Annotated in this window: 8 protein-coding genes, 3 tRNA genes, 2 rRNA genes and 1 pseudogene; 8 read left to right on the forward strand and 6 right to left on the reverse strand. The window is 56.9% G+C overall.

Annotated elements, in window-relative coordinates; translation table 11 throughout:
- Nucleotides 1-3: 3 nt before the first annotated feature.
- On the forward strand, nt 4-501 hold the full coding sequence (locus QE408_RS04210; protein WP_306928809.1) for a flavin reductase: 498 nt from the start codon (nt 4-6) through the stop codon (nt 499-501).
- Between the two features lie 31 nt (nt 502-532).
- Here the strand turns inward: QE408_RS04210 and QE408_RS04215 are convergent, their stop codons facing one another.
- On the reverse strand, nt 533-1,006 hold the full coding sequence (locus tag QE408_RS04215) for a MarR family winged helix-turn-helix transcriptional regulator (RefSeq protein ID WP_306928811.1): 474 nt from the start codon (nt 1,004-1,006) through the stop codon (nt 533-535).
- Between the two features lie 150 nt (nt 1,007-1,156).
- Between QE408_RS04215 and QE408_RS04220 the strand changes: the two genes are divergently transcribed.
- The 7 genes and pseudogenes from QE408_RS04220 to QE408_RS04250 all read left to right on the forward strand — a co-directional run.
- Nucleotides 1,157-2,341 carry an ABC transporter substrate-binding protein gene (locus tag QE408_RS04220; protein WP_306928813.1) on the forward strand — a complete coding sequence of 395 codons (1,185 nt, stop codon included), beginning with the start codon at nt 1,157-1,159 and terminating at the stop codon, nt 2,339-2,341.
- Between the two features lie 167 nt (nt 2,342-2,508).
- Nucleotides 2,509-3,546, forward strand: a complete 1,038-nt coding sequence (locus tag QE408_RS04225) for a branched-chain amino acid ABC transporter permease (RefSeq protein WP_306928814.1) — start codon at nt 2,509-2,511, stop codon at nt 3,544-3,546.
- The gene (locus tag QE408_RS04230; protein ID WP_306928815.1) at nt 3,543-5,354 is read left to right on the forward strand and encodes a branched-chain amino acid ABC transporter ATP-binding protein/permease; all 1,812 of its coding nucleotides are present in this window, start codon (nt 3,543-3,545) and stop codon (nt 5,352-5,354) included. Before QE408_RS04225 ends, QE408_RS04230 begins: the two co-directional genes overlap by 4 nt.
- Nucleotides 5,351-6,112 (forward strand): ABC transporter ATP-binding protein, encoded by a 762-nt coding sequence (locus tag QE408_RS04235; RefSeq protein WP_306928816.1) that lies wholly within the window; start codon nt 5,351-5,353, stop codon nt 6,110-6,112. The genes QE408_RS04230 and QE408_RS04235 overlap by 4 nt, the downstream gene beginning before the upstream one ends.
- Nucleotides 6,113-6,293: 181 nt before the next feature.
- Nucleotides 6,294-6,803, forward strand: coding sequence for a nuclear transport factor 2 family protein (locus QE408_RS04240; protein WP_306928818.1), 510 nt, complete (start codon nt 6,294-6,296; stop codon nt 6,801-6,803).
- A gap of 480 nt (nt 6,804-7,283) precedes the next feature.
- Entirely contained in the window at nt 7,284-8,711 is a 1,428-nt protein-coding gene (locus QE408_RS04245; protein WP_306928820.1) for an ABC transporter substrate-binding protein, read from the forward strand.
- A 70-nt stretch (nt 8,712-8,781) separates the two neighbouring features.
- A pseudogene (locus QE408_RS04250) lies at nt 8,782-9,406 on the forward strand (helix-turn-helix domain-containing protein); the annotation flags it as partial.
- Nucleotides 9,407-9,657: 251 nt separating this feature from the next.
- Here the strand turns inward: QE408_RS04250 and QE408_RS04255 are convergent.
- The 5 genes from QE408_RS04255 to QE408_RS04275 all read right to left on the reverse strand — a co-directional run bounded on the left by QE408_RS04255 (nt 9,658) and on the right by QE408_RS04275 (nt 14,247).
- Nucleotides 9,658-9,734 (reverse strand) — tRNA-Met (locus tag QE408_RS04255).
- 231 nt (nt 9,735-9,965) lie between these two features.
- Nucleotides 9,966-10,080, reverse strand: a 5S ribosomal RNA gene (gene rrf / locus QE408_RS04260).
- 243 nt (nt 10,081-10,323) lie between these two features.
- A 23S ribosomal RNA gene (locus QE408_RS04265) occupies nt 10,324-13,354 on the reverse strand.
- Nucleotides 13,355-14,001: 647 nt separating this feature from the next.
- Nucleotides 14,002-14,077 (reverse strand) — tRNA-Ala (locus QE408_RS04270).
- Between the two features lie 93 nt (nt 14,078-14,170).
- Nucleotides 14,171-14,247 (reverse strand) — tRNA-Ile (locus QE408_RS04275).
- Nucleotides 14,248-14,406: the final 159 nt, after the last annotated feature.

A 14,406-nucleotide genomic window follows, 5' to 3' on the forward strand; every position in this document is an offset into this window, starting at 1 on the left:
CCGATGACCGACGCTCCGACTGACGCCAAATTATTCCGTTCCGCCATGAGCCGGCTTGGCGCCGCTGTCAACATCATCACGACCGACGGTCCGGCGGGGCGCCACGGCATGACTGCTTCCGCCGTCTGTTCCGTCACGGACACGCCGCCGACGGTGCTTGTCTGCGTCAACCGCGACAATCGATCTCACCGGTTTTTCGTCGAGAACCGCGCGCTTTGCATCAATGTGCTGGCGGCCCGTCATCAGGCACTTTCCCTCGATTTTGCCAGGCAAACCGTTGAGGACCGTTTCGCCGGTGCCGGCTGGTCGACTTTGGTGACTGGGGCTCCCGCGCTTGAGGACGCGACCGTCGCTCTCGATTGCCGGATATCCGCGAGACAGGAAGTTGGAACGCATTCGGTGTTTTTCTGCGCGGTTCAGGCGACGCGGATATGGGACGGCGCGGCCGAGGGTTTGATCTGGTTCGACCGCCAATTTCACCCGCTTGCCGCAACAGGTTAATCGCACTCCAGCGAAAGGTTTTTACGTGGCTTCAGCCCTCGCCAAGCCGATCAAACACCCGCTTCAGAAGACTGTTCATCTGCGCAAGCTCCTCGCTGCCAATGTCGGCGAAAGAGCGCTGGAACACCGCCTCGACCAGAACGCGGGCGCGACGGGCCTGCGCGCGTCCCTCTTCAGTCAACGTTACCTCCGTCACCCGCGCATCGGCCTTCCGGCTTCGGACAGTGACCAGCCCGTCCGTCGTCATGCGCTGGATAATTTTAGTGGTGGTGTTCAATCGGATGATGCAGAAATCCGATATCTCGGAAATACTGAGATAAGCATCCTCCGTGAGCGACGACAGGACGCGCCAACGCGGCACATCGAGACCGATCGGACGCAAGGCCTTCTCGACAGCAAGGACGTAGCGGGCATTGACGCGTGTGATCCAGTAGTACGGCCATTCGCTCTTGTGAAATGCGGGTTCAATCTGTCCAAGGGCGTCGGGATCGGTTTTTGTCTGCATGTACGCTTATGCCTTCACTTTTGGCAGATCGGATACATCACCTGCTCTCACGGAGCAAACAATACGAACAATCCTGGGCCGAAACCGCGGTCTCAGGCTTGATTGCCATCTAGAAAACTAAAAAACGACCAACCAGAGGATCAAGAACACATGCCACACGTCACTGCCTCCTTAAAGCTAAAAGTCACCCCCCTGTCGAAACGCCTGATGATGTCGTTGATGGTCGCTACCCTCTGGGCTGGCGCCGCAGACGCCCAGATCAAAGTCGGCGTTGTCACATCCTCCACCGGGCCGATCGCGCTGGTCGGTATCCCGCAGAAGAACACTGTTCCTCTACTGCCCAAATCTGCGGCAGGCCAAACCATCGAATATATCCCGCTTGATGACGGTAGTGATCCGACGGCCGCCGTATCCGCCTTCAAGAAGTTGATCGAAGAGCAGAAAGTCGATGCGATCATCGGCCCTTCTGGTTCGCCCAGTGCCATGGGCGTCATCGCATTCGCAGCCGAGTCCGGCGTCCCGATGCTGGCGCCTGTCGGAACGGCCGCGGTCATCCTGCCAATGGATGACAAGAAGAAGTGGGTCTTCAAAACCACTCAGAACGACGATCTCGTGGCTAGGGCGCTGGTGGCGAACATGGTCAAGGCCGGCGTAAAAACGGTCGGGTTCATCGGCACCGCCGACGCGTTTGGAGACAACTGGCAGAAGGTCTTTACCGCCGAAGCCGGAAAGTTTGGCATAAAGGTCGTCGCTGCGGAGCGTTTCCAGCGCCAAGATACTTCACTTACCGCGCAGAGCCTGAAAATTCTCGCATCAGCTCCCGAGGCGGTTCTGATCGCGGCACCGGGCAGTTCATCAGTCCTGCCACAGACAACCCTCTACGATCAGGGTTATCGCGGCAAAATCTATCAGACCCACGGTGCGGCACTTCCCGATTTTCTCAAGCTGGGCGGCAAGAAGGTGGAAGGTACGATCCTGGCGGCCAGTCTCATGCTGGTCCTAGATGAAATGCCGGACTCCAATCCTTCAAAAAAGGTCGCGGTCGATTATGTCGCTGCCTATGAAAAGCTCTACGGCTCCAAACCCGCGACCTTCGGCGCCAATGTTCTCGATGCCGGACTGCTTCTCGAACGAGCGATCCCAGTCGCGCTGAAGAGCGGCGAACCGGGAACGCCGGGCTTTCGCGTAGCGCTGCGGGACGCGCTGGAGAATGTGAAGGAATTGCCGGGCGCACAAGGCATTTACAACATGACGCCAGCCGACCACAGCGGTTTCGACGAGCGAGGCCTTGAGATGATCACGGTTAAAAACGGCAACTGGGCACTGTTGAAGTAAGCCTGCCTCCTGCGTCGGGCGCTCGCCGGTGAGACCTGACGCAGAAATACGCTCAAGAAGAAATACGGGAACAGCAAAATGGATCACCTGAAACAGCATCGACCGGCAACGGGAGTGTGTCGCGCCTCGCATCGTCATCCAGGCTTTCGGCAGCGAGGAGATATCGCGTGAACCTCGTCGTCGCCATACTGCTTGGACAGGACGGGTTGACCAACGGCGCGATCTACGCCCTGTTAGCGCTCGCCATTCTTCTCGTTTTCTCCGTCACCCGCATCCTGCTTATTCCTCAAGGCGAGTTCGTGTCCTTCTCGGCGCTCACGATGGCCGCCATGCAAGCCGGCAAGCCGGTGCAGCTCGGCTGGCTGCTGCTTGCCTTTTGCGCAACCGCCATCCTCATGGATCTCTACACCGGATTGCGGGACAACGGGCGTTGGCTGATCAAGCCCACCATGATCTGCATCTCCATCTACGCGCTCGCCCTGACGCTCGTGACCTTTTTCCTTCCGTTGGCCAGTGCTGGCGCTGCTATTCAGGCAGCCCTCACCACCGGTCTCCTCATTGCGTTCGGCCCGCTTTTCTATCGCGTCGTCTTCCAGCCACTCGCCTCCGCTCATTCGCTGGTGCTTCTCATCGTTTCCATTGCATCCCACGTGGCGCTTGTGGGCATCGGCCTCCTGATGTTCGGCCCCGAAGGAATGCGAACGGAACCCTTTACCGATATAAGCCTCAACATCGGCCCGGCCATGATCAACGGCCAGTCCGTGGCCGTGGTGGTGCTATCGCTGGCGTTGATCGGCATGCTGTACGCCTTCTTTGAAAAGACGCTCTATGGCAAAGCCTTGCGCGCCACCGCCGTCGATCGCCTTGGCTCTCAGCTGGTGGGAATCTCTCCCGCCCTTGCGGGTCAAGCAAGTTTTACGCTAGCGGCGCTAATTGGAGCACTGTCGGGCATATTGATCGCTCCACTGACGACCATCTATTACGACTCCGGCTTCATCATCGGCCTGAAAGGCTTTGCCGGCGCCATCATCGGCGGCCTCGCCAGCTATCCGCTCGCCGCTATCGGCGCGGTGGTTTTGGGTCTCGCCGAGGCATTTTCTACATTCTGGGCCAGCAGTTACAAGGAAGTGATCGTCTTTACTCTGCTGCTGCCCGTTCTTTTATGGCGTTCGCTGGCTCACAAGCGGGTGGGAGACGGCGAATGACGCTACGCCACCTTCGCATGCTCGGGCTTCTTGCCGCCGTTCCGCTGCTGGCGCTTTCCGCTATCCTCCTGCCCGGCCACCAGATCACCATCGCCAACAACATCGGCATCTATGCGCTTGCGACACTCGGCCTCGTGCTCATGACAGGCGTCTGCGGCATGACGAGCTTCGGTCAAGCGGCCTTCGTGGGGATCAGCGCCTATACGACCGCGGCAATCGCCACCGGCGCGGGTCTGCCACCGGCGCTTGAATTCCTCCGCTACAACCCGCTGCTCAGCCTTGTCGCAGGACTGTTCCTCACCCTTGGTGTCGCCGCCATTCTGGGTGGCCTTACGTTGCGTCTCTCCGGACACTATCTGCCGCTTGGAACCATCGCCTGGGGCCTGTCGATCTACTATCTGTTCGGCACGAGCGAAACGCTGGGCGGATATTCCGGGCTTTCCGGCATCCCGTCCCTGGAATTGTTCGGGCTGCGTTTCGACAAGGCATATCTACTGTTTCTGCTGATCTGGTTTGCCGTCCTCTGTGGCATCGCGATCATGTTCAATCTGCTGGACTCGCGAGAGGGAAGAGCCATTCGTGCCCTCAAAGGCGGCCAGTCAATGGCCGAGTCAATGGGCGTTAATACCTTTCGCGCCAAGATGGCGGCCTTTCTCGTCGCGGCGGCTTTCGCGGCCGTCTCCGGTTGGCTCTATGCCTACACCCAGCGTTTCGTCAATCCGACGCCCTTCGGCCTGCAATACGGCATCGAATACATGTTCATGGCCCTGATCGGCGGCATCGGCACAGTGGGAGGCGCAGTGGTGGGAGCAGCCACGACGACGTTTATGAAAGAGTGGCTACAGAACCTGCTGCCGAACATTCTCGGTCAGGGCGGCAACTATGAAGCCATAGTTTTCGGCATCATCATCGTACTGCTGATGCAGTGGATGCCGGGAGGCATCTGCGGCACCCTCCTTGCGCGGTTGACCCGCGGCGGCAACCTCAAGCCGGTGGCTACGACGACCTCCGATGTCGTGCCTCTCGATCGCCGCGATCAACCTGACAAGACAGCGCCGATCCTCGATGTCCGCGGCATCACGCGCAAATTCGGCGGTCTTGTCGCCAACAGTGATATCTCCTTCGCCATCGACGCGGGTGAGATTCTCGCTGTGATAGGCCCGAACGGTGCCGGCAAAAGCACGCTCTTCAATCAGGTGTCTTGCGTCGACCGACCGACATCTGGCGAGGTGATATTCCGTGGTCAGGCAATCACTGGTCTTGGCGCGCGTCACGTGGCGAAAGCAGGCATGAGCCGCACCTTCCAGCATGTGAAGCTTCTGCCAGACATGAGCGTGGTGGAAAATGCGGCGATCGGCGCCCATTTGCGAGGCAAGCACGGCCTTATTGCCTCCATTTTGAGGCTGGACCGCAAGGAGGAGGTACAAATTTTGGCGGAAGCCACCCGGCAGCTGAAGCGCGTAGGTCTTGGGGATCATCTCTACACAGAGGCCGGAAGTCTGGCGCTCGGTCAGCAACGAATTCTGGAAATTGCCCGCAGCCTGTGCGCCGATCCCTGCCTGCTGCTGCTGGACGAACCTGCTGCCGGCCTCCGTTTCAAGGAAAAGCAGGCGCTCGCCGACCTGCTCAGAAAGCTGAAGGCGGAGGGCATTGCGATCCTTCTCGTCGAGCACGATATGGATTTCGTAATGGGGCTGGCCGATCGCGTCATGGTAATGGACTTCGGCCAGAAGATCGCCGAAGGCCTTCCTGCGGATATTCAGTCCAATCCGAAGGTGATCGAAGCCTATCTGGGAGGCGCCGAATGACCGGTACAGCACCCTCACCCTTGTTGGCTGTTTCGGGCCTATCCGTGTCCTACAGCAAGATTGAAGCTGTAAGCGGTCTCGATCTCGAGGTCGGTGAAGGACAGATCGTCTCCGTCATCGGGCCGAACGGCGCTGGCAAGACAACCCTCCTGTCGGCGATCATGGGAATCCTGCCCTCACGCGGGACGATCCGCATCTCAGGCGAGGCTGTCGAGGCAGGGACGATCAGGGACCGGATCGATCGAGGGCTCGGTTTGGTTCCGGAAACGCGGGCGCTGTTCGGCACGATGAGCGTAGAAGACAATCTCAGGCTCGGCGCTTTCCGTTTCCACCGCTCTGCAGCGAGTAAACGTGCCGACACGCTGGAAGAGGTCTATACCCTGTTCCCGCGCCTGAAGGAGCGTCGAGCACAGATCGCCGCCACGCTATCGGGTGGTGAGCGGCAGATGCTTGCGCTCGGTCGGGCCCTGATGGGCCGACCTCGTCTATTGATGCTGGATGAACCGAGTCTCGGCCTCGCACCGCTGATCGTGAGGGATGTTTTCCGTATCATCGCCGATCTAAGACGCAAGGGCGTTTCTATATTGCTCATCGAGCAAAACGCCCGCGCCGCATTGAAGATCGCCGACTATGCTTATGTGCTCGAACTTGGACGCATCGCGCTGCAAGGCCCCGCCTCGGAACTCGCCCAGGACCCACGCGTGGTCGCAGCCTATCTCGGCATGACCAGCCAGCATCAGGAGATGCTCGCCACATGACGCTCGCCGCGCCCAAACTGTACAGTGTCGGCGGGCAATCGTTTGCCGCTGCGAAGCGCCAATAGAAGATTGCCAGCAACGAAGAGCGCTAGGCGCGTCGTACCGGGAATGTCTGTGAACAGGCCTCCAATCAAAGGGAAGAATATCCATTCCGGATATGATCGGCCTGGGCCTGGAGCGAATGCCTGAGCAATACTCTGACGACCGCGACGGGGACCGCCCTGTCGCGCCCGGTTTAAAAACCAGATTCGAGGAAATGAAAATGCTGTCAGTTGAAGAACAGATCGCGAGCTTGACCCGGAAAGTCGATGCGTTGCAAGCAGAAGCAGATATCCGCCGCATCGTAAGCCGCTACATGTTTCTGTGCGATGTTCCGATGCCCGAACCGGACGCCGAGGGAGGAAAGCGGATCGATCTCATCCTGGAACTCTTCAGCGATGATGCCCAATGGGAGGGCGTCGGCGCCTATTACGACAATCAGTTCGGCAAGAAGCAGGGCAAGGCAGCACTGCGCCAGCACTTCGAAGGTTTTTTCGCACCACGCGAACCGCAGATGATTCTCAACTGCCACTATCTGACATGTGAGCATATCGCGGTGAATGGTGACGGCGCGGAGGGGAACATGGGTTCACTTTCAGCCCTGGATCTTCAGCGACGGCACCTCGCTGCTGCGCTCCAGCCGGCTCTATAACGCCTTCAAGAGAGAAAACGACGTGTGGAAAATGTCACGATATCGAACCGAGAACGTCTTCGTGGCGCCCCTGCCGAAAGAGTGGTGGGACTCCATTCCTGCAGAATCGATCCTCATGCGAGATGCGGCGGCCTGACCTCTCGCAAGCTGTCGCTATGGCGGCACAGAGTGAACGGTTTTCTTATGCCACTTGCAGATCGCGTCGGGAAACGTCTAGATTTATAACGTTGGGAGGCGGCAAGAGGGCTGCACATGAACGAGTACGAGATCAGCCGGATCATAGCGCTTGCGGACCGGCTGACGGCCCGTTTTCGTGTGGCCTTCCCCGAAGCGGGACAGAATAGCGTCTGGCAAATCGTCAGCAATCTCGTCCGCCTGCATCTCGAAGGCCATATGATAACGCTGACCAGCCTTATCGCTGCGTCCGGATTGCCCTATGGCACAGCGATCCGGTGTATACACGCACTTGAGGCGCGAGGCATGATCGGCCGGCAAGCGCGCAGCCGTAGCGGCAAGAGCTTCGTCTATTTTCCCACCCCCTCGCTTTTGAAAAACTTCGAGGCCTATGCCGAAGACGTCAAGCAAGAGTTGTCTCGAATGGTTGTGGAGGAACCGCGGCTCGACGCAACCAAATATTTTTTTGGCGGGGACCATCAACGCCACGCCCTGACGGAGCGTCAACTTCGGGGACTGCGCGATATAGAAGGCGTGGAAACACTGCAATTTCTGCTGCATAACGATTGGTACTTCATGTCGCTGCGTCACGTGTGGTCGGATTTTCGCAGCCGTATCGGCCCATCCGGCAATTTCACTCTTGTCGACCGGCAAACATTATATGAAACGATCAGGCGCAATGCCGAGCAACCGGTTTCCGGTGCCGACATCATCGCGATTGCGCCGTCATGGGTGGGAGAGATGGCCGCTGGCGCCATCATCGCGCCACCGGGGCAGCATCAGCTTTGCGCAGACGTCGCCAGCCCACTGCATGCCATGCTGGCACCGTCAGGCCTCGAAATGGCCGTTCCTGCCTATGTGGCCATCGATCTGCTGGCCGTTCGCCGCGACCTTCTTGATGAAGAAGCCTTGAGCTATCCAACCAACCTTGATGCCGTCCTCGCCACGGCTCGGCAACTCCACACGCCGCGCCATAACCGTTACGGTATCGTCTGGGGCGGCAGTCGTGGGCTGGCGCTCGGGCACAGCTTCCTGTTCATCTTGTCATGCATGGGAGCGCAGTGGCCGCAAAACGGGGCCAATTCACTTGAGTCGGTTGCAACGTTTCTAACAGGAAGCGAAAGCGTGGCGGCATTCGAGTATTTGCGAATGCTGATCGAAGTCTCAGCTCCTGGCGTGTTGAATGGGGGGGCGGGGGAAACCCAGGCGGTGTTCGCCGCAGGATCAGCGGCGATGAGCTTTCTTTCTTCGCTGGATGCAACCCGCTTCGAACTCGACATAAATTCGAAGGTAAAGCACAGGGTCGCGTATCTTCCCCCTCCCATCGCAACCCGTGGCCGCGGGAAGGTGCCCCTTGACGGCTTCTTTCTGGCGCTCCCGGCAAATCTTCCACCACCACGCCAAAAAACGGCCCAAGCCGTACTTGCGGCATTGGCATCGCCGGAAAGCACGGGCGTTGAAGAGGATGTAGGCCGGCTCCCCACCTCCTCACTCTTCAGCCTCATCCGAGATCCGGAACAGGCCAGAAACTCTGCTATCCACGCCCTCATTGCCTCGCTCACGCGGCAGCACAAGCTCGTGGCGCCTTCTCCTATCCTACCCCCGCACGAAATCGTCGTTACTCAAATATTGGGAGAACACCTACACGACGCTTTGGCCAACAATGCAAAAAACGGTACCGCAGCGCTCGCCTCGGCCGCAAATAAAATTCGATCCATAGGTTTAAACGCTTAACGGTTCAGAAAAAGAACAGCCAAGATCGTATAAGGCTACTGGAAGTCAGAAGAAGAGCAGTCCGAAATCGATGGCATGGAAGGCTGCCTCTTCCCCGGTGCTAAGATGGCGTCGTGTGTGGAAGGCACCCTCATTGAGGGAAGTTGGCTTCGTTATACAGCGCGTATCGAGTGCAGTCGTGTGTATGGCCCTTGATGACTTCGGCATATAGCGCAAGACCGGCTACAAGATATTCAATCGCTACAAGGACGACGGGCTGGAAGCTCTGACGGACAGATCCCGGCGTCCGGTGCGCTACGCCAACCAACCTCCCGATCCTGTCGAGGCAATGATCGTGCGCCTCAAAGAAAGGGAAGCCGCATTGGGGTGCGCGCAAGATCCGCGAGTTGCTGGTGAAGAAACTCGCCGGGAACGTTCGCATTCCGGCGAACAGCACCGTGCACGCGGTGCTCGACCGCCATGGCCTTGTGCGCCAGACCCGCAAGAGGAACCGGGCAAACAAGGCCATGGGCACCACCCTGTCGCAAGCCGTCAATGCAAACGATCTGTGGTGCGCCGACTTCAAGGGCGAGTTCAAGCTTGGGAATAATCGTTATTGTTACCCTTTGACCGTAACCGATCGGGCATCACGCTATCTATTGGCTTGCGAAGCCTTCGAATCGACACGCGAGCAAGCCGTGATCAGTGCCGGCCGATCTCTATAGCGCCTCTTTGCACCCATACCTTGGCCTGCCGGACATCAATTACCCCTTCCATGACCGAGACATCATCGTCACCAAATTTCAATTGCTCGTCGCTCAGTAGCGAGGTCACGGGATAGGACCAGCCGCGTTCGTCGGCGATTTGGCCTACTGAGGATCACTAGGAGAGAGCACCGTGCCAGCGCCAAAACGCACGAAAGCCCTCCACAACGGGAGGGCTTTCGTGTTGAATTTCTTCGTCTATTTGGTTGCGGGGGCAGGATTTGAACCTGCGGCCTTCAGGTTATGAGCCTGACGAGCTACCGGGCTGCTCCACCCCGCGTTGATTGTGAGCGACCGTGGCTTATACGCCCGGTTTTTTTGTTTTGCCGGTCCTCGAAGGCTTCTTGCCTTCTGCGGTTCGGCGGGGGCTGCTCCACCCCGCGTTGACTTTGTTCGACTTGGATGTCGAGTAATCTTTAGAACTGCAAAAGGCCGCTTTGGATGCGGCCTTTGGTATCGGCCTTGGCCGGAGGAGTTTGATTTGAGAAGATTTATTCGTTGCGTTTAGCAGACCTGGCAGCGACCTACTCTCCCGCGTCTTAAGACGAAGTACCATTGGCGCTGGGGCGTTTCACGGCCGTGTTCGGAATGGGAACGGGTGCAGCCGCCCCGCGATAACCACCAGGTCGGCGAAACGCAACTGGCACATGCTTTTGCATGTGCTGTTGTATCGAGAAGCTGGGTGGCGAAGCCACATTTAATTTCAACACGTCTTTCTCCGACCTGTCTGTGTGTTGCCTTTCTCGCGTTTGAGTAAGGAGCCATACAGACCACGCGGTCGTCGCGCTTGTGGCGCGGCCCGTCCGGAGCGCTAAGCGCGTCAGGACAGAAGAGATGATGCTCATCTTCGATGAGCATGAACAATGGGAACGAAGAAGTCGCTCGAGCTATTAGTAACGGTAAGCTTCATGCATTACTGCACTTCCACACCCGTCCTATCGACGTGGTCGTCTTCCACGGCTCTGATAGGGAACACTCGTTTTCAGGTTGGTTTCCCGCTTAGATGCCTTCAGCGGTTATCCATTCCGTATATAGCTACTCTGCTATGCCCTTGGCAGGACAACAGATCCACCAGAGATACGTCCATCCCGGTCCTCTCGTACTAGGGACAGATCCTGTCAATATTCCTACACCCACGGCAGATAGGGACCGAACTGTCTCACGACGTTCTGAACCCAACTCACGTACCGCTTTAAATGGCGAACAGCCATACCCTTGGGACCTGCTCCAGCCCCAGGATGCGATGAGTCGACATCGAGGTGCCAAACAACCCCGTCGATATGGACTCTTGGGGGTCATCAGCCTGTTATCCCCGGCGTACCTTTTATCCGTTGAGCGATGGCCCTTCCACACGGGACCACCGGATCACTATGACCGACTTTCGTCTCTGCTCGACTTGTCAGTCTCGCAGTCAGGCTAGCTTATGCCATTGCACTCGACGACCGATTTCCGACCGGTCTGAGCTAACCATCGCGCGCCTCCGTTACTCTTTCGGAGGCGACCGCCCCAGTCAAACTACCCACCATACACTGTCCCGGATCCGGATAACGGACCGCGGTTAGACATCCACGAAGATAAGGGTGGTATTTCAAGGATGGCTCCACAGGAACTGGCGTCCCTGCTTCAAAGCCTACCACCTATCCTACACATGCCTTGGCGAATGCCAGTGTAAAGCTATAGTAAAGGTGCACGGGGTCTTTCCGTCTGACCGCAGGAACCCCGCATCTTCACGGGGAATTCAATTTCACTGAGTCTATGTTGGAGACAGCGGGGAAGTCGTTACGCCATTCGTGCAGGTCGGAACTTACCCGACAAGGAATTTCGCTACCTTAGGACCGTTATAGTTACGGCCGCCGTTTACTGGGGCTTCAGTTCAAAGCTTGCACCTCTCCCTTTAACCTTCCAGCACCGGGCAGGCGTCAGACCCTATACGTCGTATTGCTACTTCGCAGAGCCCTGTGTTTTTGATAAACAGTCGCTACCCCCTGGTCTGTGCCACCCCATCACACTTGCGTGCAAAAGGGTCACGCTTCTTCCGAAGTTACGCGTGCAATTTGCCGAGTTCCTTCAACATAGTTCTCTCAAGCGCCTTGGTATACTCTACCTGACCACCTGTGTCGGTTTCGGGTACGGTCTATACGGTGGAGCTATTTCCTGGAACCTCTTCGCCGCCCAACCAATCCAATAAGGTTGAACAACACACAAGATCCGTCACTACCACCAGGCCCACGAATATTAACGTGGTTCCCATCGACTACGCGTGTCCGCCTCGTCTTAGGGGCCGGCTAACCCTGCTCAGATTAACTTTAAGCAGGAACCCTTGGTCTTTCGGCGAGGGAGTCTCTCACTCCCTTTATCGTTACTCATGTCAACATTCGCACTTCCGATATCTCCAGCAGCCCTCACGGGTCCGCCTTCACAGACTTACGGAACGCTCCGCTACCACACAACTTACGTTGTATCCTCAGCTTCGGTGCATGGCTTTAGCCCCGTTACATTTTCGGCGCAAAGACCCTTATTTAGACCAGTGAGCTGTTACGCTTTCTTTAAATGATGGCTGCTTCTAAGCCAACATCCTGGTTGTTTTGGGATCCTCACATCCTTTCCCACTTAGCCATGACTTGGGGACCTTAGCTGGAGGTCAGGGTTGTTGCCCTCTTCACGACGGACGTTAGCACCCGCCGTGTGTCTGCCGACTAGTACTCCTCGGTATTCGGAGTTTGGTTAGGATCAGTAAGACGGTGAGTCCCCATAGCCCATCCAGTGCTCTACCCCCGAGGGTATTCGGTCGACGCTCTACCTAAATAGATTTCGCGGAGAACCAGCTATTTCCGAGTTTGATTGGCCTTTCACCCCTAGCCACAAGTCATCCCGAACTATTGCAACAGTTATGGGTTCGGCCCTCCAGTTGGTGTTACCCAACCTTCAGCCTGCTCATGGCTAGATCACTCGGTTTCGGGTCTAATGCAACGAACTGAACGCCCTATTCAGACTCGCTTTCGCTACGCCTACACCTACCGGCTTAAGCTTGCTCGTTACACTAAGTCGTTGACCCATTATACAAAAGGTACGCCGTCACCCTTGCGGGCTCCGACTGTTTGTAGGCATCCGGTTTCAGGTTCTATTTCACTCCCCTCGTCGGGGTGCTTTTCACCTTTCCCTCACGGTACTTGTTCGCTATCGGTCATGCACGAGTACTTAGGCTTGGAGAGTGGTCTCCCCATGTTCAGACAGGATTTCACGTGTCCCGCCCTACTCAAGGACAATGACTGTTCTACGCGTACGGGGCTATCACCCGCTATGGCCGACCTTTCCAAATCGTTCCGCTTTATTCATCATTGCCACTGGCCTGGTCCGCGTTCGCTCGCCACTACTTACGGAGTCTCGGTTGATGTCCTTTCCTGCAGGTACTTAGATGTTTCAGTTCCCTGCGTTCGCTTCTTACACCCTATGTATTCAGGTGCAGATACCTCATTGCGATATCTAGAAACCTCTTTCGCTGAACCCTTGAACCCGGACGCGCCGGGTTCTGTTTTGTCTTCACGCTGTCGCGGCCTTGCGGCCACTGCGCTCCAGACAGGGCGCCAAACGATTGGCGACGACCTCGCGGTCTGTATTGCTGCCACACTCGAACGTCGAGCATGCCACCCATACAGGCCAGCGGCCGTCGCTGCTCGTGCAGCGCGCCATCGCAGCGCCAGCAGGCAAAGCCTGCGGTACGGCGCGTGAGATCAAAATTCAGCAAAACAGATTTTCTAGATATCTGAGGTGGGTTGCCCCATTCGGAGATCCATGGATCAAAGCTTATTCGCAGCTCCCCACGGCTTTTCGCAGCGTATCACGTCCTTCTTCGCCTGTGCATGCCAAGGCATCCACCAAATGCCCTTAATTCACTTCTTCGTTCTCATTGTCTATGCTCATCCATATTTGCTTGATTTGGAATTCCTGATCCTCTTCGCTTACGCTTGAGGGGTTCCAAATCTGGCCATACTGCAACCTCGCGGTATTCATAGAGCCAGCAAAATCCGATTACCTTTTACAATCGGATATTTCTTGATGCCATCGACGTGTTCGGTATGGTCTTCATTGAGGGCACGCCGGTGCACCTCGAAGCCATACCATTAAGACCAGCTTCTCGAGATATCATCCGGTGATGCGCGGTCAGGCAACACCAATCCAGCATCTTCATCAGAGGGACATAAGCCCCAACAACAAAAATGCCTCGGACAAGCTTCCTTCCTACCTCCAATCCCTCCACCAATTCCGGCCGACTAAGCCATCACATGGTTTCTCTGAGACTGGGCTCGGACGTTCCGGGTAAAACCCAAAACACCTGGAAGCTTCCAGACATATCTTCTCTTCACAATGTATCCAAAACAGGCACCGTCATCGCATTCGATGAAGGTGCAAACCTTTATTTTCTTCAGAAGACAATTCGCAGCCGTAGGATCAATTCTCCAATACAGCGCGATAGCGCGTCGCCGATCGTTCGGCGCCCTCGCGGAGGGTAGGTCCGAAGGACCGCTCACCCGTGAGCGCCAAAATTTTGGTGGAGCTGAGCGGGATCGAACCGCTGACCCCCTGCTTGCAAAGCAGGTGCTCTCCCAGCTGAGCTACAGCCCCATCCAGCTCGATCACCCAAGTCTTTCAACCAGGCGCGGCAACAATTCGCATCGACCAACAGTCTCAACCCAAACCCTCATTCGCATATGCAAATGGTGGGCCCGGGAAGACTTGAACTTCCGACCCCACGCTTATCAAGCGTGTGCTCTAACCAACTGAGCTACGGGCCCATTCCGGTACCGGTCAATGCGGCTTTTGTCTTCATGAAGAAAGAGAAACGTGGACGGCGACACTTGCCATACCAATCCGGTTACCGAAGTAACTCCGTGGCGTATTACGTTTTCGATGGTCGCCTGACTGGCGCCATCTATGTTCTAAAAAGCACGGGA

This window comes from Agrobacterium larrymoorei, assembly GCF_030819275.1.
Taxonomy (GTDB): domain Bacteria; phylum Pseudomonadota; class Alphaproteobacteria; order Rhizobiales; family Rhizobiaceae; genus Agrobacterium; species Agrobacterium larrymoorei_B.